We start from the raw sequence: 23,364 nt of genomic DNA, 5'->3' as shown, positions 1-23,364 counted from the left end.
CTCAGGCGAGGTCCTCGACGCGGCGCTTCAGCTCCTTGAGCGCGGTGTCCATCACCATCTTCTCCGCCTTGCGGCGCAGCAGCCCGATCATCGGCAGCACCAGCTCGACCGACAGGGTGTAGGTGACACGGGTGCGCCCCTCGCCGGTGGTCTCCAGCTCGTACCGGCCGTCCTGCGCCTTCTGCATCTGGCCGCGCACCAGGTGCCAGCTCACCGAGCGGCCGTCGGCGGCCCAGTCGTACTCCAGCGTGTAGACGTCCTTGATCGGCCCGGCGTCCAGCGTCAGCTTGACCTGCCTCGGGCGGTCCTGCTCGTCGGTGGCGAGCACCTCGGTCTCCCGGACCTGCTTGGCCCATTCCGGGTACGATCCGAAGTCCGCGATCACCGCCATGACCCGCTCGGGCGGCGCCTCGACCTCGATGGACTGCGTGGACTGCTCGGCCATGGCGGAGAGGTTACCGCCTGGTCGCCTCCCGCACCGCAGTCACCACCGCAGCACGTGGGGCCGCTCGGTGACCTTGAAGTGACCGACGTTGCGGCACTCCGTCCGGCCCACCCGCAGCCGCGTCGACAGCGGCTGGTGCACGTGACCGAACAACGACCACCTCGGCTGCTCCGCGTAGATGAGCCCGCGCAGGGCCGACGAGCCCAGCTCGTGCCGCCGCGCGACCACGTCGTAGGTCAGTTCCGGCAGCGCGGGCGGCTGGTGCGTGCACAGCACGTCGATGTCGGTGAGCTTGCCGACAGCCTCGTCGAACTCCTCCTGCGTCCGCAGGAACGGCCGCCACACCGGGTTCGACCGGCGGATCGTGGCACCCGCGGGCAGCACCACCCCGCCCGCGAACCCGAACCTGAGACCGCCGATCTCGACGACCTCACCCTCGACGAGGCGCACATCGCCCCCGGCGAACTCCGGCCACAGATCCGGCGAATCCACGTTGCCCGCGATCGCGTAGGTCGGGGCCGTCATCGCGCCGAACAGGGCGGAGTACTGCTCGCGGACGGCGTCGGCCACCGCGGCGGCGGGGTCGTCGAGGCTCGACCACAGGGACCGGGAGAACGCGATCGACTCCTCACGGGTGCCCTCGCGGCGCAGGCGGGCGAACGTGGCGACCTTCTCCGCACCGAACAGCGTGCCGAGAATGCCCTGGTCGTGCTGGTGGTAGTCGACGAAATCCAGCAGGTCGCCGAGCACGATCAGCGCATCGGCACCGTCCCCCGCCCTGGCCAGGGCTTCGGTGTTGCCGTGGACGTCCGACACCACATGAACGCGCATGATTCCCCAGTTTAGCGATGCTAAGAACTCCGTGGGGGAATCCCGGGCTCGCGTCCATCCTCCAGGATCTCCTTCAACCCCAGCGCCACGGCCTTCGCCGCACGGGCGCGGTGGTCGAACTCGCGGCGCAGCTGCCGCGGCGTCATCGGCGTCCGCGGGGTGGCGCGCAGGAAGTAGTGCAGCAGGGTGCCGTCGAGCGTGCTCTCCAGCCACACCTCCATGGTGCCCACCAGCGCGCCCCGCACGGTCCAGCGCAACCCCTCGTCCCCACGATCGGTGTAGACGTCGAGCACGAGGTCGGGCCAGTACCTGCGCCACGCGGCCGGGTCCGCGAACGCCGCCGCGACCGTGCCGGGAGGCACCGCGAGGAAGGTCTCGTCGACGATGTCGATGCCGGGCGGCGCACCATTGAGCGTGCTCACGCGAGTGAGAATGTCATGCCCGTGTGACCGGGGGTCCGCCCCCTTGGTCGTAAGGTGTCACCGACGCTAAGTTGTGACTGGCGAGTAACACCCTTGAACCACGGAGGTCCACCGTGCGCGAGTACAGCGCCCCGGCAGTGCAGCCGGTTGCCGACGACGAGAACCTCGCCGACATCGTGTGGGCGAACGCCGAGCGCTTCCCGGACGCCATCAGCTTCCGGCGCCAGGTGGACGGCTCCTGGCTGGACGTCACCGCCCGCGAGTTCGCCGCCCAGGTCATCGCGGTCGCCAAGGGCCTGGTCGAGGCCGGGATCGAGCGCGGCGACCGGGTCGGCCTGATGTCCAAGACCCGCTACGAGTGGACGCTGCTCGACTTCGCGATCTGGGCCGCGGGCGCGGTCACGGTGCCGATCTACGAGACGTCCTCACCCGATCAGGTCGCCTGGATCCTGTCCGACTCCGGCGCCAAGGGCGTGTTCGTCGAGACCGGCGAGCACCTGGCCGCCGTCGACGAGGTCCGCGACCAGCTGCCCGCGCTGAGCTACACCTGGCAGATCGAGGCCGGACGCCCCGCCGTGGACGAGCTGACCACCCTGGGTGCCGAAGTCGCCGACGACACCGTGCACGAGCGGCGTCGCGCGGTGGGGGCCGGTGACCTGGCGACCATCGTCTACACGTCCGGCACCACCGGCAGGCCCAAGGGTGTCGAGCTGACCCACAGCAACCTGCTGGCCGAGATCCGCGCCGACATCGCCGCGTTCCCGCAGCTGATGGAGCAGGGCAACTCGCTGCTGTGCTTCCTGCCGCTGGCGCACATCCTGGCCCGCGCGATCGCCGTCACGGCCCTCACCGCGCGCGTCACGCTCGGCCACACCCCGGACATCAAGAACCTCGTCGCCGACCTGGGCACCTTCCGGCCGACGTTCGTGGTGGCCGTGCCGCGCGTGTTCGAGAAGGTCTACAACGGCGCCAAGCAGAAGGCCCACAGCGAGGGCAAGGGCAAGATCTTCGACGCCGCCGAGCAGACCGCCGTGTCCTACAGCGAAGCGCAGGACTCCGGCGGCGCCGGGCTGGGCCTCAAGGCGCAGCACTTCCTGTTCGACAAGCTCGTCTACGGCAAGCTGCGTGCCGCCCTGGGCGGCCGGTGCATCGCGGCGGTGTCCGGTGGCGCTCCGCTGGGCGCGCGGCTCGCGCACTTCTTCCGCGGCATCGGCGTCCCGGTGTTCGAGGGCTACGGACTGACCGAGACCTCCGCCGCGGCCAACGTGAACACGCAGGACGCGTTCCGCGTCGGCACCGTGGGCCGTCCGGTGGCGGGCACCTCGGTGCGGATCGCCGACGACGGTGAGGTCCTGCTCAAGGGCGGCGTCGTGTTCGGGGCCTACTTCAACAACGAAACCGCGACCAAGGAGTCGCTGGAGGACGGCTGGTTCCACACCGGCGACCTCGGCGAGCTGGACGACGACGGTTTCCTGAAGATCACCGGGCGCAAGAAGGAGATCATCGTGACGGCGGGCGGCAAGAACGTCGCCCCGTCCGGTCTCGAAGACACCATGCGCGCGCACCCGTTGATCAGCCAGGCGATGGTGGTCGGCGACCAGCGCCCGTTCATCGCCGCGCTGGTGACGATCGACGAGGAGTTCTTCCCGGCCTGGAAGTCGCAGAACGGCAAGCCCGCGGACGCCTCGGTGGCCGACCTGGCGCAGGACGCGGACCTCGTCGCGGCCGTGCAGGGCGCCGTCGACGAGGCCAACAAGCTGGTCTCGCACGCCGAGTCGATCAAGAAATTCGTCATCCTGGCCCAGGACTTCACCGAGGCCGGCGGCGAGATCACGCCGAGCATGAAGCTCAAGCGCAACGTCGTCACCAAGAACCACGCGACCTCGATCGAGGGGCTTTACCAGAAGTAGGGTGGCCTTCCCGCCGTGCCGTACGCTGGGTGCATGCGCGCGGCGGGTCCGGTCGACCGTCCCCTGGGGCTGGGGCCCCAGGGGCATGTGTGCTGGGCTTTCGACGAGCACACCGAGTTCCGCGCCCGCGCGCGGGAGTTCCTGGCCGAAGGGCTCTCCCGCGGCCACCAGGTCTGGTACGTCGCGGCCGGGGACACCGCGACACTGGCGGGGCACCTGCGCGGTATGGAGGGCGTGGACGAGGCGCTGCGCACCGGCGCCGCGCGCCTGGTCTCCGCCGACGGCGCCTACCCCGTCGGCACCGTGGTCGATCCGGAGACGCAGGCCCGCGGTTACGCCGAGGCGACCGAGAACGCTCTGGCGTCCGGGTACACCGGGTTGCGGGTGGCCGCGGACTGCACCCCGCTGGTCGTGACGCCGGAGCAGCTGGCCGCGTTCGCCCGGTACGAGCACGTGATGGACCAGTACATGGCGTTGCGGCCGTTCTCGGCGATGTGCGCCTACGACCGGCGGCGGGTCGGCAACGACGTGGTCGCGCAGGTGGCGTGCATGCACCCCGCCGGCAACACCTCGGTGGACCCGGGTTTCCGGCTGTTCGGATCGGCCAGATACGCCGCCGGTCTCGCGGGCGAACTGGACCTGGCCACCGGCGCACGGCTGGCGGCCGCTTTGGAGCGGGCGGACCCACGGCCGGTGGGCGGTCACCTGATGGTCGACGCGAGCGGGCTGCGGTTCCTGGACCACAAGAGCCTGGTCCGGCTCGACACCTTCGCCCGCGCGCGGGAGGCGACGCTCGTGCTGCGCACCTCGTGGCCGGGGGCCACCCGGCTGGCCGGGCTGCTGGACCTGCCGTCGGTGCGGGTGGAGGCGATCGCGTGACGGCTGCCACCGGCGATTTCGTCCATCCCGCCTTCTTCTACCGCTCCGACGCCGAGTACCTGGAGGCGCTGATCCCGTTCGTCACCGACGGTCTCGCGCGGGACGAGCCGGTCGCGGTCGCCGTGCCCGGTGACCGGTTGCGGGTGCTGCGCCCGGCCGTCGACGCGGATCGCGTGGTGTGGCTCGACATGAACGAGGTCGGCCGCAACCCCGGGCGCATCATCCCGTCGGTGTTGCGCCGGTTCGCCGACGCGCATCCCGGACGGCACGTGCGCATCGTCGGGGAACCGATCTGGGCGGGCCGCAGTGCCACGGAGTACCCGGCGTGCGCCCAGCACGAGGCACTGATCAACCGCGCCTTCACCGGCCGCGGAGTCACCATTGTCTGCCCGTACGACGCTGCCACGCTGGAGCCGGACGTCGTCGAGGACGCCCGCGCCACCCACCCGGAGGTGTGGGAAGCGGACCGGCGCTACGCCAGCGACCGGTACGCGCCCGACTCGGTGCTGGCGCGGTACAACCGCCCCTTGGCCGAGGTACCGGCCTTCACCGAACTGGCCGTCACCGCCGAGCGGGACGTCCGCCGCGCCCGCCACTGGGCCGCGGAGCAGGCGGCCCGCTTCGGCCTCGACGAGGAACGGGTGCCCGACCTGGAGCTGATCGTCACCGAGCTGGCGACCAACAGCCTCCGCCACGCCACCGGCTCCTGCCGGATCGCGCTCTGGCACGACCACGAACACCTGTTCTGCGCGGTGCACGACGGTGGTCACGTGACCGACCCGCTGGCAGGCCGGTACCCCGCTGACCCGCGCGCCCGAGGCGGTCGGGGCCTGCTGCTGGTGCACCAGCTCGCCGATCTGGTGCGAACCCACACGGTGGCGGGCAGCACGACGCAATACGCCTTGCTGCGGCTGGCTTCTTAGTTCTTGGTCACTGGGCGGGTTTTGCGCTGCGCCGGTTCCTGCGCTGCGCGGGTTCCTTCGCGCTACGCGGGTTTCTGCGCTACGCGGGTTCCTTCGCGCTACGCGGGTTTCTGCGCTGCGCGGGTTTCTCCCGCTGCGCGCGCTTTGCGCTGCGCGCGGCTTCAGGCGCCGGCTTCGCAAGCTACGCCCCGGCGCCTGGGCGCTGCGCGCCCGGCGTCCTGGCCCTCCCGAACCCGATCTTTCAGTGTCTTTAGCGGCCGAGCAGACGCGTCAAGGCGGGAAAGAGTACCTTGACCCGCCTGATCGACCGCCAAAGCTGACTGGGGATCGGGTTGCGGGACAGGGCTGGTTCGGGAGGTGGGTTGCGTTCCGTTGCCGGGCACCGGTCCCGGAGCAGCCAACACGCCGCCCGGAGCAGCAAACACAGCGCCCCCAACGGCAAACACGGCGCCCGGAGCGGCAAACACGGCGCGTCGGCGCCGTGTTTGCCGCTCCCGCTGGCGTGTTTGCCCCTCCGGGCAGCGTGTTGGCCGTTCGCGGCAGCGTGTTTGCTCCTCCGGGACGCCGCCCACCTACCGAATCGCCGCCCGGCAACGCCAACCAGCCCACCAGCCGCCCAGCACTCCCCCCGCACCCCGATCCGAAGCCCGGTTCCGCGGACGATCAGGCGGGGTCAAGGTACTCTTTCCCGCCTTGACCCCGCCTGATCGGCCGCAGAAACAATCAAAAATTGGGGCGGCCACAGCCCAGTCCAGCCGCGCGCAGCGCGGGAACCCGCGTGGCGGCACACTCACAAAGGAGTGAGGACGGAGATCTTCCAAGATCCATCGGACAATCGCGCCACCACCGACAGGGCCGCCGACGAAGAGGTCTGCTCCCCGCTCACCGTGTTCAACGTCTGCTGATCCAGGAACGCCAGCACCCGCGCCGTGCCGCCGTGCAGCTCCTGAACTCCCAGCGAGCTCACCGCCGTGGTCCGGATCAGCTTCTGGCTTTCGGCTTGCTGTCGCACTGCGGCGAACGTCGCGTTGTACTGGCCCACCGCATCGTCGACCAGCACCGAAGCCGCGGCACGCTCGGTGCGCGCCAGGTTTCCGTAGTCGTACGAGAACACGGCCTTCAACGCGGCACCGACCTGGTCCGCCACCTCCCCGGTGGCCGCCTGGTCAGCAAGTGCGTCGTTGGCGGTCTGCCACTGCCCGGTCTGCACCGCGGCCCATCCGGCGAACCCGCCCGCCAGCACGATTATCGCCGTCAGCACCGACACCCACATCGCCACGCGCCGGGTCATGTCGCCGCCTGCACTGACGTGATCTTCCAAGCCCCGTCGGCCCGCGCCACGTCCGCGAGCACCTGGCTCCGGCCCGGCGAAGGCGCACCGCCACCGGACGCGATCGAGACGTCCAGCACCGCGATCACCTGCGCCGCATCACCGTCCAGGGACACTACCGCGATCTGCCGCACCGAGGCCGTCGCCACGATCTGCGCCGACGTGGCCCGGTCGAGCTGCGCCTGCCGGTCGCCGCTCAGCGAGGTGCCCAGCTGCCCGCTCGTCACGGCCAGCCACCGGTCGATCGCCGCCGACCCGTCCCGGTAGTCGATCGTGTTCAGCGTGACCAGCGCGTCGCCCGCCGCCGCCAGCACCGCGTCCCGGTCCCGCGCCCGCACCAGACCGTCGTCGGTCGCCGCCTGCCACCAGCTCCACCCGAACCACGCCGCGGCGAGCACCGCCACCACGGCCAGCGCGCCCAGGACGCGCGGCAGCCGCGTCATCCCGGCAGCCCCAGCAACTGCCCGAGCGACCCCACCGTTCCACTCACGAGCCCGAGCACACCCGGCAACTGCTGCGAAGCCTGCACAGGCGGCGCGGTAGCCGTGTCCGTGGACGGTTTCGCCGGGTTGACCGGCTTCCCCGCGTAAGGCGCGTTCTGCGCGCCCCGCACCCCGGTCTCGCTGCCCGGCGGTTCGGCGCAGTATGCCTGCTCGTTCGCCGGGATCTCGCTCGTGTCGTTCGCCGGGCGCTGCTCCGTCGTCTCGTACCCCTTCGTGCAGGAGTGCGGGTCGAAGAAGTTCAGCACCAGCCCCAGGTGCCCCTCACCGTTCGACCACACCGACCGCGTGAACGCCGAGATCACCGGGAAGGCGACCAGCAGCTCCTCGACCGCGTCCGTGCGGACCGACGTGATCTGCGCGGTGGTCAGCAGGTTCGCCGTCAGCACCCCGAGATCGGTGCCCGCCGTCGCGAGGATGTTGTCGATGTCCTGCGCGAGCCCCGGCGTGGAGTCGATCACCTTGCGCAGGTCGGGGTCGGCGCCCTTGAGCTGCCCGGCGATCGTGCGCAGCTGCGTGGCCATCGAGGTGATCGTGTCGGACTGCCGCCGCTGCGTGTCCAGCACGGTCCGCCCGTCGGAGAGCAGCTGCCTGGTCTGCGGCAGGTTCTCCGTGGCGGTGCTGGTGAAAGCGTTTGCGGTGTCGAGCAGCTGCTGCAGATCGGGCCCGCTGCCGGCGAACGCGTCGTAGGTTTCGTCCACCACGGTCTCGAGCGACTGCGTGTCCACACTGGACACCAGCTGGTCCAGGTTCGCCAGCACGGTGTCCGGCGAGAGCGGGATGGCCGTGCGGTCACTGGTGATGACCGACCCGTTCTCCAGGTACGGCCCGTCCTCGTGCTGGGGTCGCAAATCGACATATTGCTCCCCGACCGCCGACCGGGTCGCGACCACGGCCTTGGTGTCGGCCGGGATCTTCTCGCCGGAGGTGATGTCCAGGTCGACCGAGACACCCTCGCCGGTGAGGTGCAGCTTCGTCACCCGCCCGACGGCGACGCCGCGGTAGGTGACCTCGGCCCCCTCGAAGATCCCGCCCGATTCGGTCAGGTTGGCCGTCACCAGGTATCCGCTGGTGCCGAACAGCCGGTCCAGCCCGGCATACTTGCCGCCCGCGTAGCCGACCGACGCGAGCGCGATCAGCAGGAACGCGAGCAGCTGGATCCGGTGCTTGCGGGTGATCACGGGGTCCCTCCCAGCAGGCTGCCGAGCAGGCCGGTGATCCCGGGCAGCAATCCGGTCTGCGGCTGCGTCCCCGATGTGCCCGGCGCGGTGAGCGGCAGCGGGACGTCCGCGGTCTGCGTGGACGTGCTGTTGTTGCTCGGCAGCTGGATCGACGGGAGGAGCTTCCCGGAGTTGGCGATGTTCTGGAAGATCGAGTCCAGGTTGAGGTCGACCCGGGCGGTCACGTTGGCGTAGTCGCCCTTGACCACGTCACCGGCGACGTCCGGCAGCGGGTAGGTGGGCAGGATCTTCAACGCCTCCGGCAGATCCGCTCCCGCTTCCGCCAGTTTGGACAGTGTCGGCTGCAGCGCCCGCAGGTTCTCCACCAGCGAATCGCGGCTCGCGTTGATGGTGTCTACGGCGACGCCGGAGAGCTGGTCGAGCGACTGGAGCATCCCGACGAGCTGGTCGCGCTGCTGGGTCACCACCGCCATCCCGGGCGCGAGATCATCCAGCGCGGTGGTCAGGTTCTGGGTCTGCGCGACGAGCGTGCCGGAGAGCCGGTTGAGCCCGTCGATGGCACGGATGATCTCCGATTTCTGCCCGTCCAGCTCGGTGGCCAGCTGGTCCACCCGCGCGAGCATCGCGCGGATCTCGGCCTCGTTGCCGGTGAGCGCGTGGTTCAGCTCGCGGGTGATGTCGGCCAGCTGGTTCACGCCGCCACCGTTGAGCAGCAGCGACAGCGCACCGAGGACTTCTTCGACCTCGGGGTTGCGGTTGGTGCGGGACAGCGGGATCGCCGACCCCTCGCGCAGCGAACCCGCGGCAGGCTCCCCGGCGGGCTCGGCGAGCTGCACGAACTTCTCCCCCAGCAGACTCGACTGGCGCAGCTGGGCGAAGGAGTTCTCCGGCATCGTGAGGTCGCCGTTGACGCTCATGTGCACGATGGCCGACTTCGTGTCCGGCGCCAGCTCGACGCTGTCCACACGCCCGATCGGCACGTCGTTGACCTTCACCGCGGCCTGCGGCACCAGGTCGAGCACGTCGGCGAACTGCGCGGTGATGCGGTACGGGTGGTCACCGAGGTCCGCGCCGCCCGGCAGTGGGGTGTTGTACAGCCCGGAGAACCCGGCCGATCCGCAACCCGCCACGAGCAGCAGCACCCCGCACAGCACCCCGGTCAGGCGCCTCATGACCCCGCCTCCGGGATGTCGACCAGCGGCAGCAGGGGCAGCGGCGGCAGCTTGCCGCTGGTGATGTCCGCGAGCAGTTGCGGGATCGACGGGATCTTCGCGATCCCCTCGACCACCGGCGCGATGGCCTCGCACACGTCGCTCACCGTCGTCGGCAGCCCGACCGGCGTGGACGCCTTGATCAGCCGGCACAGTGTGGTGATCAGCGGGTTGGTGAACTCGTTGGCGTTGTAGCGGATCGCGATGCTGCCCGAGGCCGCGTCGTAGGAGTTGATGAAGTTCGTCATGCCGGTCGGGCCGACGTCGAGCACCTCGGCCAGCGCCGCCCGCTGGTCCACCAGCACCTGCGTCACGCTCGCCAGCTTGTCCACATTGGATGTCAGCAGGTCCTTGTTCTCCGCGACGAACGACTGCACGTCGCCGAGTGAGTTCCCGAGCGCGGACAACGCCGCGGCGACGTCGTCGGAGTCGTCGGCGAGGAACCCGGTCACGTCCCCGAGCCGCTGGTAGAACTCGTTGAGCTGCGCGTCGCTGTCCGCCAGGGTCGTGGTGAACGACTGCAGGTTGCGCACGGTGGAGAACAGGTCGTCCTTGGAGTTGTCCAGCGTGCGCGAGAGGTTCGCCAGATCGGTGACCGTGGTGTTGAGGTTCTGGCCGTTGCCGTCGAGGTTGGCCGCCGCGGTGTCCAGCAGGTCGGACAGCGCGCCGTTGGCGTTGGCGCCGCTCGGACCCAGGCTGGTGGACAGCTTGTCCAGCGTGCCGTAGAGGTCGTCCAGCTCCATCGGCGTCGCGGTGCGGTCCTGCGGAATGAGCGTGCCCGAGGCCATCACCGGCCCGCTGTCGTAGGCCGGGGTGAGCTGCACGTACCGGTCGCTGACCAGGCTGGGCGCGACCACGACGGCACCGGCGTCGGCGGGGATCTGCACGTCGCCGTCGACCGTCATGTCGACCCGCACGTTCGCGCCCTCCGGGGTGACGTCGGTGATCTGCCCGACCTGCACGCCGAGCACGCGCACCGACGATCCGGCGTAGAGGCCGACGGTGCGGTCGAACAACGCGGAGATCTTCGTGCCGCCGCCGTCCCGGAACACCAGGAACAGCCCGGCGGTCACGAGCAGCGCGAGCACGCATCCGGTGGCGACCCAGCGGTACACACTCCGCGACGCCTTCGTGTCGAGCGTCATCCGCCCCCCACTCCCTGGTCCGGCGCCGAGATCGGCGGGGTGCAGCCCTCCGGGTTGATGGACAGGCCGCCCGCCTTGATCACCGGCGGCAGCAGACCGCAGATGTAGCCCTCGAACCAGCGCCCGTTGCCGGTCGCGTTCGCGCCGACGCGGGTGAACGGCGCGAGCAGTTCCAGGCTGCGGCTGAGGTTGTCCTGGTTGTTCTGCAGGATGTCGGTGACCTGGCCGAGGCGTTCCAGCGTCGGCCGCAGCTGCGCCCGGTTGTCGGCGACCAGACCGGCGAGCTGCGTGGCCAGCTGACGCGTGCCGGTGAGCAGCGCGCTGATCGCGTCCCGGCGGCGCTGCAGCTCGCCGAGCAACAGGTTGCCGTCGTTGATGATCGCGGTCAGCTGGGCGTTGCGGTCGGCCAGCGTCTGCGACACCTGACTGGTGTTGGCCAGCAGGTTCTGCAGCTCCTGGTCACGCGAGGACACCGTGCGGGACAACGCCGACAGCCCGGACAGCGTGTCGCGCAGGGGCTGCGGGGTGTCCTTGAGCGTTTCGGCGACCACGTCGAAGCTCCGCGCCAGCTGGTTCGTGTCGATCTGCCCGACCGTGTCGCTCAACTGGCCGAACGCGTCCTGCAGCTGAAACGGTGTGCTCGTGCGCTCGACCGGGATCGGGTCGTCCGGGCTCTGCGCGCCCTCGCCCTTCGGCTCGAGCGCCAGGTACTTCTCCCCCAGCAGCGTCTTGATCTCGATCGACGCGGTGGATTCGGCGCCGACGCGGGTGTTCTCCACCTGGAACTTGACCAGCACCTTCTTCCCGGCCAGCGACACGTCGGTGACCTGGCCGACCTTCACGCCCGCCACCTGCACCTCGTTGTCCGGCGCCAGACCGGCGGACTCGGCGAAGTAGGCCTGGTAGGTGGTGCCGGTGCCCAGCAGCGGCAGTTCGTCGGAGAAGTAGGACACCAGCGTCACCAGGACGACGAGCACGAGCGTGACCGCGCCGACGCTCGCCTGGTTGCGGTCCTTGAGCGGCTTCATGACGTCTTGCACCTCTCCGGAAGCTCGGTCGCCGGAAGGGGGAGCAGCGGCAGCGTGATGTTCAGCGACGTGATGCCGATCGTTCCGGTCAGCCCGCAGAGGTAGTAGTTGTACCAGCTGCCGTAGCTCAGGGTCCTGGTGAACTTGTCCAGGTTGCCGGGCAGCTTCTTGAGCAGCTCGTCGAGCAGCGGCCCGGCGTCGGCGAGATTGCCGGACAACGCGCCGAGTGCGGCGATGTCGTCCTTGAGCGGCGGTCGGGCCTCGGCGAGCAGGCCGGCGGTGGCGTCGGTCAGCTCACCCATCGCCGACACCGCGTCCCCGATCGGCCCGCGCTGCTCCGCCAGGCCGGTCACCAGCTGCTGGGTCGCCTCGATCAGGGTGGACAGCTGCGGGCCGCGGTCGTTGACCGTGGTCAGGACGTTGTTGAGGTTGCCGATGACCTGGCCGATCACCTGGTCGCGGTCGGCGATGGTCCGCGTGAGCGACGCGGTGTGCGACAGCAGGCTCTCGATCGTGCCGCCCTCGCCCTGGAACACCTGGATGATCTCGTAGGAGAGCTGGTTGACCTGCTGCGGATCGAGCGCCTGGAACAGCGGTTTGAACCCGTTGAACAGCACCGTCAGGTTGAGCGCGGGCTGGGTGCGCTCCGGCGGGATCATGTCCCCGGCCGCCAGCTGACCGTCACCGTCCACAGTGGTCCCGAGCGACAGGTACCGCTGCCCGACCAGGTTGCGGTACTTGACGGTCGCGGTGACCGCCGCGGGCAGCCGGTAGGCCGACTGGACGGTGAAGTGCACGTCGGCGTAGCTGTCGTCGCCGTCCTGCTCGACGGTGATGGTGTCCACCTGTCCCACCTTGACGCCGACGATCCGCACGTCGTCGCCTTCGTGCAGGCCGGAGGCGTCGGTGAAGCGCGCGGTGTAGGCGGAGGTGACGCCGAAGTTCGTGTTCGCGATGGTGGCGCCGAGGATCCCGGTCAGCAGCACCGTGACCGCGGCGAAGATGACGATCTTGATCAGCGACGGGACGAACCGGTTCACTGGACCTGCACCTCCGCCCCGCGGTAGAGCGGTCCGACGAGCAGGCTCGCCCACTCCGGCACGTCCTGCGGCGCGGCCGGTTCGACGAGCGCCGCGATCAGGTCCTGCTCGGCGGGCGAGTTCGCCACCGAAGCGGTCGTGGACGATCCGCCGTCGATGATCCCGTTGCTGGGCAACGGAACGCTCGCGCCGGGGCCGGCGGGCGGGTGCGTCGACCCGTCCTGGATCGGCCCTCCCGGCGGGTACTGCGGCCAGCGGCCCGGCGGCAGCACCATCGGGTAGCAGCGCGGCCCGCGCTTGTCCAGGTACTCCGGTTCGTCCTTGCCCGGCTCGTACTTGGTGCGGTCGGCGACGAACCGGATCGTCACGTGGTTCATCTTGTCGGTGCCCGCGCCGAATGCCTCGTACGCGCGCGGCACGGCTTCGGCCAGCTGTTGCAGCAGGCACGGGTACTCGGGCGCGTACTTCGCGAGCACATCGAGAGTGGACTGCGCGGTGACCGTGAGGTTGATCAGGTTCTGCTGGTTGACGCGCAGGAAGCTGTCCAGGTTGGTGCTCAGGTTCGTCACCGACGCGTACATCTGCGCCAGCCCCTGCTGCTTGTCCACCAGCGTCTTCGTCGTGGTGGTGAGATCGGACAGTGCCTGCAGGAAGTCCGGCGCGGCCCGGTCGTAGGTGTCGGCGAGGTCGGCCAGCCCGGTGATGTCGGCCTTGATGTCGGGCAGCGACGGGTTCAGCCCGGCCAGGTACTCGGACAGGCCGACCAGCGTCGAGCCGAGCTGCTCACCACGGCCGTCGAGCGCGGTGGACACCGCGCTGAGCGTGCTGGCCAGTTTCTGCGGCTGGACGGCCTGCAGCAGCGGCATGACGTCGTCGAGCACCTGTTCCAGCTCGATCGCGGAACTGCTGCGGTCCTGGGTGATGACATCGCCCGCCGCGATGTGCCGCGCGGCCGGATCGGCCGGGATCTGCAGCGCCACATAACGTTCGCCGAACAGGGTCTTGGGCAGTAACCGCGCCGACACGTTGGCCGGGATCTGGCCCAGCCGCTCCGGGTCCAGCGCCAGTTCCAGCGCCGCGTGGTCGCCGAGCGCGTCGATCGAGCGCACCTCGCCGACCACCACGCCGCGGATCTTGACGTCCGAGCCCTTCCGCAGCTGGTTGCCGACGTGGTCGGTCTCCAGCCGCACCATCGCGACCGGGGTGAACTCCTTGTTGTAGGCGGCGACGGTGGTGGCGAAGAACAGCCCGCACACGACGAGGAACACCAGGCCGAGCACCTGGTACCAGAGCCGCCGCAGCAGTACCGCCCGTCTCATCCCGCGATCCTCACCGTCGTGGTGGCGCCCCAGATCGCGAGGCTGAGGAAGAAGTCCAGCACCGAGATCAGCACGATCGACGTCCGCACCGCACGGCCCACCGCGACGCCGACCCCGGCCGGACCGCCACTGGCGGTGTAGCCGTAGTAGCAGTGCGACAGGATCACCAGCACGCTGAACACGATCACCTTGCCGAACGACCACAGCACGTCCTCGGGCGGCAGGAACAACCCGAAGTAGTGGTCGTAGGTGCCCGCGGACTGGCCGTAGAGCCACACCGTGACCTGCCGCGACGCCAGGTAGGACGACAGCAGCCCGACCGCGTACAGCGGGATCACCGCGCCCAGCCCGGCGAGCACCCGCGTGGTCACCAGGTAGGGCAGGCTGGGCACCGCCATCACTTCGAGCGCGTCGATCTCCTCGGAGATGCGCATCGCCCCGAGCTGGGCGGTGAACCCGCAGCCGACGGTGGCCGACAACGCGAGCCCGGCGGCCAGCGGCGCGACCTCACGCGTGTTGAAGTAGGCCGAGATGAACCCGGTGAGCGCCGCGGTGCCGAGCTGGTTGAGCGCCGCGTAGCCCTGCAGGCCGACGATGAGACCGGTGAACAACGTCATGCCGATCATCACGCCGAGTGTCCCGCCGATCACGGCGAGACCGCCGGTGCCGAAACAGACCTCGGTCAGCAGCCGCAGCGTTTCCCTGCTGTAGCGGCGAAGCGTGCGCGGTGCCCACGCGAGCGCGCGGACGTAGAAGGAGAGCTGACCGCCCAGTCCTTCGAGGATCGCGCCGGGGCGCGCGATCGCTTCGAGCGTCCGGTCGGACACTCCGGGTTCCCGTCGTTCCAGGGTGTCGGCGGTCATCACAGCGCCTTCGGCGGAACGATCCGCAGGTAGATGGCGGTCAGCACGACGTTGATCAGGAACAGCAGCAGGAACGTGATGACCACGGCCTGGTTCACCGCGTCGCCGACGCCCTTCGGCCCGCCGGACGGGTTGAGCCCGCGGTAGGCGGCCACCACCCCGGCGACGAACCCGTAGAGCACCGCCTTGATCTCGCTGACGTAGAGGTCGGGCAGCTGCGCCAGTGCGTTGAAGCTCGCCAGGTACGCGCCCGGGGTGCCGCCCTGCATGACGACGTTGAAGAAGTAGCCGCCGAGCACCCCGACCACGCTGACCAGGCCGTTGAGCAGCACCGACACGACCATCGCGGCGAGCACGCGCGGCACGATGAGGCGCTGGATCGGGTTGACCCCGAGCACCTCCATCGCGTCGATCTCCTCGCGGATCTTGCGCGCGCCGATGTCGGCGCAGACGGCGCTCCCTCCGGCGCCGGCGACGAGGAGAGCGGTGATCAGCGGGGCCGCCTGCTGCACGATCGCGAGCGCGCTGGCCGCACCGGTGAACGACTGCGCGCCGATCTGCTGCGTCAGCGAGCCGAGCTGCAACGCGATCACCGCGCCGAACGGGATCGCGACGAGCGCGGTCGGCAGGATCGTGACGCTGGCGAAGAACCAGCACTGCAGGATCCACTCGCGGAACTGGAACGGCCGGCGCGGCAGCGCCCGCAGCACCTCCCAGGCCAGTGTGGACAAGCGGCCTACCTGGGTGAGCGCGGCGGTGCCCGGTATGGTGACCGTTCCCGTGCGTGACCCCATCACACCTCCGCGACCCCAGCCTCGTTGCTCTGAGTCTTACTCCCTTGCGGGAAACCGCTTTGCGTTAGCGGTGTTTACTTCGTATTCCCGTGAAGTCGATCACCCCCGCCCGCCGGCCCGCCACCGCCCTCAACGGAGACGCCGCGCGTCGCTGCCCTTTTCACAGTTTCAGCGCATGGGTCGCGGTCGCCCCACCATCCGCGACGAACTCCGAACCGGTCGAGTACGAACTCTCGTCGGAGGCCAGGAACACCGCGAGCTGCGCGATCTCCCCCGGCTGCCCGGCGCGTCCCAGCGGGATCTTCTTGCCCACCCAGGACATGTCGATCTCCGCCCCGCCCGCCGCGTCGGACACCATCTTCGTATCGATCATCCCCGGATGCACCGAGTTGACCCGGATCCCCCTGCGGCCCAGCTCCAGCGCCGCGACCTTCGTCATCCCGCGGATCGCGAACTTGCTCGCGGTGTAGGCGACGAGGAACGGCATGCCGGCCAGACCCTCCACAGAGGACACGTTGATGATCGAGCCGCCACCGGCCCGCGTCATCGGTTCAACGACCGAGCGCATCCCGAGAAACGCACCGATCTGGTTGATCCGGATGACGCGTTCGTAGTCGGCCAGCTTCGTGTCGGCCAGCTCGGAGAAGTGCAGGATTCCGGCGTTGTTCATCAGCACGTTCAGCACGCCGAACTCGTCCTCGGCGCGCCGCACCGCGGCGGCCCAGTCGTCCTCGCTGGAGACGTCGAGGTGCTGGTAGAGCGCGCCGATCTCGTCGGCGAGCGCCTTGCCCTCGTCGTCGGACACGTCGGCGATCATCACCTTCGCGCCTTCGTCGGTGAACCGCCGGGCCGCGGCGGCGCCCTGTCCCCTGGCCGCGCCGGTGACGATCGCGGCCTTCCCGTCGAGGCGTCCCATCACATCATCTCGTCGGTCAGCGGCAGGAACACCGATTTCAGCTCGGTGTACGCCTCGATCGAGGACTTGCCACCCTCCCGGCCCAGCCCGGACTGCTTGAACCCGCCGAAGGGCAGGTGCGGCTCGACCTGGAAGCCGTTGACGCCGATCGTGCCCGCCCGCAGCTTCCGCGACACGCGGAACGCACGCTGCACGTCGGCGCTGAACACGCCCGCGCCCAGGCCGTACTCGGTGTCGTTGGCCATCCGCACCGCCTCCTCCTCGTCGCTGAACGGGACCACCGCCAGCACCGGGCCGAAGATCTCCTCCTGCGCGATGGTGGCGTTGTTGTCCACGTCGGCGAAGATCGTCGGGCCGACGAAGTTGCCGTTCTCCAGGTCACCGCCCAGCCGTTCGCCCCCGAACACCAGGCGGGCGCCCTCGGACTTGCCCTTCTCGATGTAGCCGAGCACCCGGGTCAGCTGTTTCTCGTTGATCAGCGGGCTGGCCGTCACGCCGGGGTCGAACGGGTCGCCGTAGGTCATCGCCTGCGCCATGCCCTGCGCGGCGCCGAGGAACTCGTCGTAGACGTCGCGGTGCACCAGCGCCCGCGTGTTGGCGACGCACGCCTGACCGGACAGGCCCATCGTGACGGCGCCGACGACGGTCGCGGCGGCCAGCGCGACGTTCGGCGCGTCGGCGAACACCAGCGCCGGGCTCTTGCCACCCAGTTCCAGCGAAACCCGCTTGAGCGTGCCCGCGGAGGCTTCGACGATGTGCCGGCCCACCGCGCGGCTGCCGGTGAAGCTGACCTTGTCCACCCCGGGATGCGTGATCAGCGCTTCGCCGACCGGATCGCCGGGGCCGGTGACGACGTTGAGCGTGCCCGCGGGCAGGCCCGCCTCGGCGAGCAGCTCGGCCATGCGCAACACGGTGAACGTGCAGTACTCCGAAGGTTTGAGCACGATGGTGCATCCGGCCGCCAGCGCGGGCGCGACCTTCTGCGCGAACAGCAGGAACGGCGCGTTCCATGGCAGGATCGCCGCGACCACGCCGATCGGCTCGCGGAAGGTCATCGCCAGATGGTCGCCGCCCTGGTACGGCGCCAGGGTCTCGCCGCCGAGCTTGTCGACCCAGCCCGCGTGGTGGTCGAACACGTCCGCGGCCGCACCGACCGAGGTCGCGTAGATCGTGCTGCTGAACGACAGCGGCACCGAGTTGTCCAGCGCCTGCAGTCCCCGCAGCTCCTCCGCGTGCTCACGCAGCAGATCGGCGTAGCGGTGCAGAACCGCGACCCGGGTGCTCGCGCGGGAGTTGGACCAGGTCCCGGACTCGAAGGCGTCGCGCGCGGAGGCGACCGCGGCGTCCACGTCGGCCGCGGTGGCGATGGCGAACTCGCCGATCTCCTCGCCGGAGGCCGGATGCCGGTGGGTCCAGGTCCCGCTGCCGGTTCCCGGGCCCCACTGGCCGTCGAGGTAGAGCTGACCGGTCTTGAGGCCGACGGCTTCGCGGTGCGGCTGCACGGTGAGTGTCATGGGAGCTCCAGGATCTCGGTGGCGGCGAACATCGTCTCGTTGTCTCGGTCTTCGAAGTAGGCGCCCACGGTGGTTTCCAGCTGGTCACCGGTCCACAGCGGACCCGCGGTGTCGAAGCGCTGTTCGACGGCGGGCGGGCGCAGCAGCGCGACCATGCCGCCGTGCACGACGAACACCTGTCCGTTGATCCGCTCCGCCTTTTCCGAGGCGAGGAAGGCGACGAGCGGGGCGACGTGCTCGACCGACAGCGGGTCCACGCCCTCGGCCGGGGCGTCGCCGAAGACCTCGGCGGTCATCGCGGTGCGGGCGCGGGGGCAGATGGCGTTGGCGCGCACGCCGTAGCGCGCCGCGCCGCGGGCGGTGGCGACGGTGAGGCCGACGATGCCCGCCTTGGCGGCCGCGTAGTTGGGCTGACCGGCGGAACCGACGAGGAACGCCTCGGACGCGGTGTTGACGATGCGTGCGAACACCGGGCCACCTTGGGCCTTGGACTGCGCGCGCCAGTGCGCGGTCGCGTTGCGGGACAACAGGAAGTGACCCCGCAGGTGCACGCGGATCACGGTGTCCCACTCCTCGTCGGACATCGAGAAGACCATCCGGTCCCGCAGCACGCCCGCGTTGTTGACGACGACGTGCAGGCCGCCGAAGTGCTCGCACGCGGCTTCGACGAGGGCGTCGGCGGTGGCGCGCTCGCCCACGTCCCCGGTGACGAGCAGCGCGCGGCCGCCCTCGGACTCGATCTCGTCCACGACCGTCTTGGCGACCTCGGACACGTCGTTGAGCACGACCGCGGCGCCCGACCGGGCGAGCGCGAGCGCCTCCGCCCGGCCCAGTCCCGCCCCGGCGCCCGTCACGATGGCCACACGCGGTTCCGTCTCACCTTCCACGACGGTCAGACTAGAATCTGTTCTCGCCACAAACAAGCCCTAGTCTCCGGCGTTTACTCGACGGTGAACAGCGCATTCTTCGGACACGCCGCGATCGCTTGCGAAACACGTTCTACTTCCGAATCGGGCACGTTCGGCTGCACGATCCGCAACTCCTCGTCGTCGTCCAGCTCGAAGACGGCGGGCGCGAACCCGATGCACACCTCGTTCGCCTCGCACAGCGACCGGTCGACCCCGACCTGCATGACTTCCTCCTCGGCGGTACAGCTGATAGAAATAGAACGTGTTCTAGACTAGCGCCGGGTCCGGTCTGCTTCCAGCAACGACCGGCCGGGCCGGAGGTGACGGCATGCGGATCAGCTACACGCCAGGGCAGGAGAAGCTGCGCGGCGAACTGCGCGACTACTTCGCCCGCCTGATGACCCCGGAGCGCCGCGAGGCGCTGGCCGGTGACGGTGGCGAGTACGGGGATGGCAAGGCATACAAGGAGACCGTGCGGGAACTCGGCCGGGACGGGTGGCTCGCGATCGGGTGGCCGCAGGAGTGGGGCGGGCAGGCCAGGCCGATGCTCGACCAGCTCGTCTTCACCGATGAGGCGGCGGTCGCCGGGGTGCCCGTGCCGTTCCTGACCGTCAACACGATCGGGCCGACGATCATGCGGTTCGGCACCCCGGAGCAGAAGGCGTTCTACCTGCCGCGTATCGCGGGCGGGCAGCTGCACTTCTCGATCGGCTACTCCGAACCGGAAGCGGGCACCGACCTCGCATCGCTGCGGACCCGGGCGGTCCGCGACGGCGACGACTACGTGGTCAACGGGCAGAAGATGTGGACCAGCCTGATCGAGTACGCGGACTACGTGTGGCTGGCCGCGCGCACCGATCCGGACGCGCGGCGGCACAAGGGGCTGAGCATCCTGGTGGTACCGACCGACGCGCCGGGGTTCTCCTGGACGAAGGTCCGCACGGTCGCCGGGCCCGGCACGAGCGCCACCTACTACGACGACGTGCGGGTCCCGGTCAGCGCGCGCATCGCCGACGAAAACGCCGGCTGGCCCCTGATCACCAACCAGCTCAACCACGAACGCGTGGCCCTGACCTCGGCCGCCCCGATCATCGCGGCGCTGGCCGAGGTGCGGGCGTGGGCGCTGGAAACGAAGCAGCCGGACGGCAGCCGCGTCATCGACGCGGAGTGGGTCCGGATGCACCTGGCCCGCGTGCACGCCCACGCCGAGTACCTCAAGCTGCGCAACTGGCGGATCGCGTGGGCCGCGGAGTCCGGTGACCTGGGCGCGGCGGAGGCGTCGGCGACGAAGGTGTTCGGCACCGAGCTGGCGATCGAGGCGTACCGGCTGCTGATGGAGGTCGTCGGCCCCGGCGCGGTGGTCCGGGCCGGATCGCCGGGCGCGGTCCTGCGTGGCCGTCTGGAGCGCGCCCACCGGTCGGCGCTGATCCTCACCTTCGGCGGCGGCACGAACGAGATCCAGCGCGACCTGATCGCCGCCACCGCCCTGTCCCTGCCCGTCACCCGCTGAGGAGGAATCCGTGGACTTCGCGCTGAGTGAGGACGTCACCGAGCTGGCCGCGCTGGTGCGGCGCGTCGTGGCTGAGCGGTCCTCGGCGAGCCCGCACGGCGAGGGTGGCTTCGACCGCGACCTCTGGCAGGAGCTGGCGCGCGCCGGGGTGATCGACGCGGCGCTGCCGTCGTCGGTCGGCGGTGGCGGGCTCGGGCTGCTCGGGCAGTGCGCTGTGCTGATCGAGCTCGGACGCGCGGTCGCCGAGGTGCCCTACCTGCCGACCGTGGTGGCCGCTTCCGCGATCGCAAGCTCCGGCGACGGACGGCTGGTGGAGCGCTGGGTGGTGCCCGCGGTGCGCGGCCAGGCCGTCCTGGCGCCGGCGTTGCCGGACGCCGGCGCGCCGACCGGATTCACCGCCGAAACGGACGGCGACGGCTGGCGGTTGTCGGGTTCGCAGACCGCGGTGCCCTTCGCCTCGTTCGCGGATGCGCTGGTCGTCCGGGGACAGATTGGCGAGGGGACGGCGGTGTTCGTGGTCGACGCCGAGCACGCGGAGATCGAATCGCAGAGCGTGATCGACCACGCCGACGCGGGACTCGTCGAGCTGAGCGGCGTTCCGGGCACGCGAATTCCGGAGGCGTCACTGCTGGAGCACACGACGGTCGGGGTGTGCGCGCAGCAGCTCGGCATCCTGGAGAGCGCGTTGCACCGCACGGCGGAGTACGCGCGGCAGCGGGAACAGTTCGGGCACGCCATCGGCGCCTTCCAGGCGGTGCGGCACCGGCTCGCGGACGCCTACATCGACGTCGAAGCCGTACGGCTGACGTTGTGGCAGGCCGCGTGGCGTCTGTCCGAGGGCCTGCCCGCGGCCGAAGAGGTCGCGACGGCGAAGTACTGGACCGCGGAGGCCGGGCACCGCGTCGCGCACACCGCCGTGCACATCCACGGCGGCGTCGGCATCGACACCGACCACGACCTGCACCGGTACTTCGTGGCGGCCAAGCGCCTGGAGTTCACCCTGGGCGGGGCGACGGCGCAGCTGCGGGTGCTGGGCGACCTGCTCGCGGTGTCATGACGGTCACCGAGCTGCTGCTGGCGCGGGCCGAGGACGACAGCACGGGTCTGCTGTTCGAGGACTCGTCGTGGACGTGGCGGGAGCACGTTCGGCAGTGCGCCGACCACGCCGCAGTGCTGGATTCGCTGCTGACCGGGCCGGTGAAGCACGTGGGTGTGCTGGCGGACAACGTGCCGTCGTTCTCGTTCCTGCTCGGCGGGTGCGCGTTCGCGGGTTCGGTGCTGGTGGGGCTGAACCCGACACGGCGCGGGGCCGCGCTGGAGCGGGACATCCGCCTCGCCGACTGTCAGCTGGTGCTGACCGAGGGACGGCACGCCTGTCTGCTGGACGGGATGGATGTCCGGGTGCTGGACCTGGACGGGCCGGAGTGGGCGTCGTTGCTGGCTTCCGGTGCGGGATCACCGTTGTCGCCGGTGCCCGCGTCGGCGGATGACCTGCTGATGCTCATCTTCACCTCCGGCACCAGTGGTGATCCCAAGGCGGTGCGCTGTACGCAGGACAAGATCGCCTGGCCGGGACGCATGCTGGCTTCGCGGTTCGATCTGTCCTCTTCGGACTGTGTCTACCTGTCGATGCCGATGTTCCACTCGAACGCCATCATGGCGGGCTGGTCGGTCGGGCTCGCGGCGGGAGCTGCCCTGGCGCTGCGGCGGCGGTTCTCGGCGTCGGGATTCCTGCCCGACGTGCGGCGGTTCGGTGTCACGTATGCGAACTACGTCGGGAAGCCGTTGTCGTACGTGCTGGCTACTCCGAAGTTGCCGGACGACGCCGACAACCCGCTGCGGATCGTGTACGGCAACGAGGGCGCGGAGGCGGACCTGGCGGAGTTCGGCCGCCGGTTCGGTTGCCACGTGGTGGACGCGTTCGGCTCGACCGAGGGCGGGATCGGTTTCGCCCGGACGGTCGACACGCCACCGGGGTCACTGGGCACACTGCCGCCGGACGTGGCGATTCTCGATCCGGAGACCGGGCAGGAGTGCGCCCCGCACGTCGTGGGCGAGCTGGTGAACACGAGCGGGCCGGGCGCGTTCGCCGGGTACTACAAGAACCCGGCGGCGGACGCGGAACGCCTGCGCGACGGCCGGTACCACACGGGCGACCTGGCTTACGTCGACGAGAACGGGTTCTGCTTCTTCGCCGGGCGGCTCGGCGATTGGTTGCGGGTGGACGGCGAAAACCTGGGCACGGCCCCGATCGAACGCATCCTGCTGCGTCATCCGGCGATCGCCGAGGCGGCGGTGTACGCGGTACCGGATCCCGCCGTCGGCGACCAGGTGGTGGCCGCGCTCGTGCTCGCGGAGCCGCTTTCGCCGGAGTCGTTCGGGAAGTTCCTCGCACGGCAGACCGATCTGGGCCCGAAACAGCTCCCCCGTTTCGTGCGAGTGGTTCCCGAGCTCCCCCGCACCTCGACGTACAAAATCGTGAAGCGACACCTGGTGGCCGAAGGCGTGCGGGGACCGGTGTGGTCGCGGCCGGGCAAGGAGTGTTCCTACGAGGAGGAACACATCACAGAGTGACCGGCACGCGAGTCCCACCTTCCCGCGCGCGAGTTCCACGCTCCCGCACGCGAGTTCCCCGTTCGTGACGGCGTGTTGTGCCGCGGAGGTCATGGAACCCGCTTTCCAAGCGGGTCCGGGC

At 70.1% G+C, this 23,364-nt stretch carries 23 protein-coding genes; 6 read left to right on the top strand and 17 right to left on the bottom strand.

Features of this window, described 5'->3' with window-relative positions; translation table 11 throughout:
- Nucleotide 1: 1 nt before the first annotated feature.
- Genes HNR02_RS18950 through HNR02_RS18940 form a run of 3 tightly spaced genes read right to left on the bottom strand, consistent with a single transcriptional unit; the run spans nt 2 to nt 1,698 of the window.
- Entirely contained in the window at nt 2-445 is a 444-nt protein-coding gene (locus HNR02_RS18950) for an SRPBCC family protein (protein ID WP_179774480.1), read from the bottom strand.
- 39 nt (nt 446-484) lie between these two features.
- Nucleotides 485-1,276, bottom strand: coding sequence for a metallophosphoesterase family protein (locus tag HNR02_RS18945; protein ID WP_179774479.1), 792 nt, complete (start codon nt 1,274-1,276; stop codon nt 485-487).
- Between the two features lie 20 nt (nt 1,277-1,296).
- Nucleotides 1,297-1,698: a polyketide cyclase / dehydrase and lipid transport gene (locus HNR02_RS18940; RefSeq protein WP_179774478.1), complete on the bottom strand. Its 402-nt coding sequence runs from the start codon at nt 1,696-1,698 to the stop codon at nt 1,297-1,299.
- Between the two features lie 113 nt (nt 1,699-1,811).
- Between HNR02_RS18940 and HNR02_RS18935 the strand changes: the two genes are divergently transcribed.
- The 3 genes from HNR02_RS18935 to HNR02_RS18925 are packed head-to-tail and all read left to right on the top strand — an operon-like array spanning nt 1,812 to nt 5,410.
- Nucleotides 1,812-3,608: an AMP-dependent synthetase/ligase gene (locus HNR02_RS18935; protein WP_179774477.1), complete on the top strand. Its 1,797-nt coding sequence runs from the start codon at nt 1,812-1,814 to the stop codon at nt 3,606-3,608.
- Nucleotides 3,609-3,641: 33 nt separating this feature from the next.
- The gene (locus HNR02_RS18930) at nt 3,642-4,487 is read left to right on the top strand and encodes an MEDS domain-containing protein (RefSeq protein WP_179774476.1); all 846 of its coding nucleotides are present in this window, start codon (nt 3,642-3,644) and stop codon (nt 4,485-4,487) included.
- Nucleotides 4,484-5,410 (top strand): anti-sigma factor RsbA family regulatory protein, encoded by a 927-nt coding sequence (locus HNR02_RS18925; RefSeq protein ID WP_179774475.1) that lies wholly within the window; start codon nt 4,484-4,486, stop codon nt 5,408-5,410. Before HNR02_RS18930 ends, HNR02_RS18925 begins: the two co-directional genes overlap by 4 nt.
- A gap of 790 nt (nt 5,411-6,200) precedes the next feature.
- On the opposite strand, the gene HNR02_RS18920 is transcribed toward HNR02_RS18925, so the two are convergent.
- The 14 genes from HNR02_RS18920 to HNR02_RS18855 all read right to left on the bottom strand — a co-directional run bounded on the left by HNR02_RS18920 (nt 6,201) and on the right by HNR02_RS18855 (nt 19,383).
- A complete protein-coding gene (locus tag HNR02_RS18920) occupies nt 6,201-6,701 on the bottom strand; it encodes a hypothetical protein (protein ID WP_179774474.1) in 501 nt (166 codons plus the stop codon).
- Nucleotides 6,698-7,183, bottom strand: coding sequence for a hypothetical protein (locus tag HNR02_RS18915; RefSeq protein WP_179774473.1), 486 nt, complete (start codon nt 7,181-7,183; stop codon nt 6,698-6,700). The genes HNR02_RS18920 and HNR02_RS18915 overlap by 4 nt, the downstream gene beginning before the upstream one ends.
- Nucleotides 7,180-8,421 (bottom strand): MCE family protein, encoded by a 1,242-nt coding sequence (locus tag HNR02_RS18910; protein ID WP_179774472.1) that lies wholly within the window; start codon nt 8,419-8,421, stop codon nt 7,180-7,182. Before HNR02_RS18910 ends, HNR02_RS18915 begins: the two co-directional genes overlap by 4 nt.
- A complete protein-coding gene (locus HNR02_RS18905) occupies nt 8,418-9,593 on the bottom strand; it encodes an MCE family protein (protein WP_179774471.1) in 1,176 nt (391 codons plus the stop codon). The genes HNR02_RS18910 and HNR02_RS18905 overlap by 4 nt, the downstream gene beginning before the upstream one ends.
- Nucleotides 9,590-10,777 carry an MCE family protein gene (locus tag HNR02_RS18900; RefSeq protein ID WP_179774470.1) on the bottom strand — a complete coding sequence of 396 codons (1,188 nt, stop codon included), beginning with the start codon at nt 10,775-10,777 and terminating at the stop codon, nt 9,590-9,592. Before HNR02_RS18900 ends, HNR02_RS18905 begins: the two co-directional genes overlap by 4 nt.
- Entirely contained in the window at nt 10,774-11,805 is a 1,032-nt protein-coding gene (locus HNR02_RS18895) for an MCE family protein (RefSeq protein WP_179774469.1), read from the bottom strand. Before HNR02_RS18895 ends, HNR02_RS18900 begins: the two co-directional genes overlap by 4 nt.
- Nucleotides 11,802-12,845, bottom strand: coding sequence for an MCE family protein (locus tag HNR02_RS18890; protein ID WP_179774468.1), 1,044 nt, complete (start codon nt 12,843-12,845; stop codon nt 11,802-11,804). The genes HNR02_RS18895 and HNR02_RS18890 overlap by 4 nt, the downstream gene beginning before the upstream one ends.
- On the bottom strand, nt 12,842-14,164 hold the full coding sequence (locus HNR02_RS18885; protein WP_179774467.1) for an MCE family protein: 1,323 nt from the start codon (nt 14,162-14,164) through the stop codon (nt 12,842-12,844). Before HNR02_RS18885 ends, HNR02_RS18890 begins: the two co-directional genes overlap by 4 nt.
- A complete protein-coding gene (locus HNR02_RS18880; protein ID WP_179774466.1) occupies nt 14,161-15,027 on the bottom strand; it encodes an MlaE family ABC transporter permease in 867 nt (288 codons plus the stop codon). The genes HNR02_RS18885 and HNR02_RS18880 overlap by 4 nt, the downstream gene beginning before the upstream one ends.
- A complete protein-coding gene (locus tag HNR02_RS18875; RefSeq protein WP_179774465.1) occupies nt 15,027-15,821 on the bottom strand; it encodes an MlaE family ABC transporter permease in 795 nt (264 codons plus the stop codon). The genes HNR02_RS18880 and HNR02_RS18875 overlap by 1 nt, the downstream gene beginning before the upstream one ends.
- 160 nt (nt 15,822-15,981) lie before the next feature.
- Entirely contained in the window at nt 15,982-16,737 is a 756-nt protein-coding gene (locus HNR02_RS18870; RefSeq protein ID WP_179774464.1) for a glucose 1-dehydrogenase, read from the bottom strand.
- Nucleotides 16,737-18,251 (bottom strand): aldehyde dehydrogenase family protein, encoded by a 1,515-nt coding sequence (locus tag HNR02_RS18865; protein WP_179774463.1) that lies wholly within the window; start codon nt 18,249-18,251, stop codon nt 16,737-16,739. Before HNR02_RS18865 ends, HNR02_RS18870 begins: the two co-directional genes overlap by 1 nt.
- Complete coding sequence (locus HNR02_RS18860; RefSeq protein WP_179774462.1) at nt 18,248-19,138, bottom strand: 3-oxoacyl-ACP reductase; 891 nt, start codon at nt 19,136-19,138, stop codon at nt 18,248-18,250. The genes HNR02_RS18865 and HNR02_RS18860 overlap by 4 nt, the downstream gene beginning before the upstream one ends.
- A gap of 53 nt (nt 19,139-19,191) precedes the next feature.
- Nucleotides 19,192-19,383 carry a ferredoxin gene (locus HNR02_RS18855; protein WP_179774461.1) on the bottom strand — a complete coding sequence of 64 codons (192 nt, stop codon included), beginning with the start codon at nt 19,381-19,383 and terminating at the stop codon, nt 19,192-19,194.
- A 104-nt stretch (nt 19,384-19,487) separates the two neighbouring features.
- Here HNR02_RS18855 and HNR02_RS18850 point away from each other — a divergent pair, with 104 nt between their 5' ends.
- From HNR02_RS18850 to HNR02_RS18840, 3 genes are read left to right on the top strand one after another with little or no spacing between them, the layout of a single operon-like run.
- Nucleotides 19,488-20,669 carry an acyl-CoA dehydrogenase family protein gene (locus HNR02_RS18850; protein WP_179774460.1) on the top strand — a complete coding sequence of 394 codons (1,182 nt, stop codon included), beginning with the start codon at nt 19,488-19,490 and terminating at the stop codon, nt 20,667-20,669.
- Between the two features lie 10 nt (nt 20,670-20,679).
- Entirely contained in the window at nt 20,680-21,726 is a 1,047-nt protein-coding gene (locus HNR02_RS18845; RefSeq protein ID WP_179774459.1) for an acyl-CoA dehydrogenase family protein, read from the top strand.
- Nucleotides 21,723-23,243, top strand: a complete 1,521-nt coding sequence (locus HNR02_RS18840; RefSeq protein WP_179774458.1) for a long-chain-fatty-acid--CoA ligase — start codon at nt 21,723-21,725, stop codon at nt 23,241-23,243. Before HNR02_RS18845 ends, HNR02_RS18840 begins: the two co-directional genes overlap by 4 nt.
- Nucleotides 23,244-23,364 lie beyond the last annotated feature (121 nt).

It is taken from the genome of Amycolatopsis endophytica (assembly GCF_013410405.1).
Lineage (GTDB): Bacteria > Actinomycetota > Actinomycetes > Mycobacteriales > Pseudonocardiaceae > Amycolatopsis_E > Amycolatopsis_E endophytica.
Note: the sequence above shows the minus strand (reverse complement) of the source record. Positions and strands in the feature narration are given on the sequence as shown.

Excerpts from the sequence above, each read along its gene's own strand:
- HNR02_RS18950 (WP_179774480.1), bottom strand. The coding sequence starts at position 445 with ATGGCCGAGCAGTCCACGCAGTCCATCGAGGTCGAGGCGCCGCCCGAG.
- HNR02_RS18945 (WP_179774479.1), bottom strand. The coding sequence starts at position 1,276 with ATGCGCGTTCATGTGGTGTCGGACGTCCACGGCAACACCGAAGCCCTG.
- HNR02_RS18930 (WP_179774476.1), top strand. The coding sequence starts at position 3,642 with ATGCGCGCGGCGGGTCCGGTCGACCGTCCCCTGGGGCTGGGGCCCCAG.
- HNR02_RS18920 (WP_179774474.1), bottom strand. The coding sequence starts at position 6,701 with ATGACCCGGCGCGTGGCGATGTGGGTGTCGGTGCTGACGGCGATAATC.
- HNR02_RS18915 (WP_179774473.1), bottom strand. The coding sequence starts at position 7,183 with ATGACGCGGCTGCCGCGCGTCCTGGGCGCGCTGGCCGTGGTGGCGGTG.
- HNR02_RS18905 (WP_179774471.1), bottom strand. The coding sequence starts at position 9,593 with ATGAGGCGCCTGACCGGGGTGCTGTGCGGGGTGCTGCTGCTCGTGGCG.
- HNR02_RS18900 (WP_179774470.1), bottom strand. The coding sequence starts at position 10,777 with ATGACGCTCGACACGAAGGCGTCGCGGAGTGTGTACCGCTGGGTCGCC.
- HNR02_RS18895 (WP_179774469.1), bottom strand. The coding sequence starts at position 11,805 with ATGAAGCCGCTCAAGGACCGCAACCAGGCGAGCGTCGGCGCGGTCACG.
- HNR02_RS18885 (WP_179774467.1), bottom strand. The coding sequence starts at position 14,164 with ATGAGACGGGCGGTACTGCTGCGGCGGCTCTGGTACCAGGTGCTCGGC.
- HNR02_RS18880 (WP_179774466.1), bottom strand. The coding sequence starts at position 15,027 with ATGACCGCCGACACCCTGGAACGACGGGAACCCGGAGTGTCCGACCGG.
- HNR02_RS18875 (WP_179774465.1), bottom strand. The coding sequence starts at position 15,821 with ATGGGGTCACGCACGGGAACGGTCACCATACCGGGCACCGCCGCGCTC.
- HNR02_RS18870 (WP_179774464.1), bottom strand. The coding sequence starts at position 16,737 with ATGGGACGCCTCGACGGGAAGGCCGCGATCGTCACCGGCGCGGCCAGG.
- HNR02_RS18865 (WP_179774463.1), bottom strand. The coding sequence starts at position 18,251 with ATGACACTCACCGTGCAGCCGCACCGCGAAGCCGTCGGCCTCAAGACC.
- HNR02_RS18855 (WP_179774461.1), bottom strand. The coding sequence starts at position 19,383 with ATGCAGGTCGGGGTCGACCGGTCGCTGTGCGAGGCGAACGAGGTGTGC.
- HNR02_RS18850 (WP_179774460.1), top strand. The coding sequence starts at position 19,488 with ATGCGGATCAGCTACACGCCAGGGCAGGAGAAGCTGCGCGGCGAACTG.
- HNR02_RS18840 (WP_179774458.1), top strand. The coding sequence starts at position 21,723 with ATGACGGTCACCGAGCTGCTGCTGGCGCGGGCCGAGGACGACAGCACG.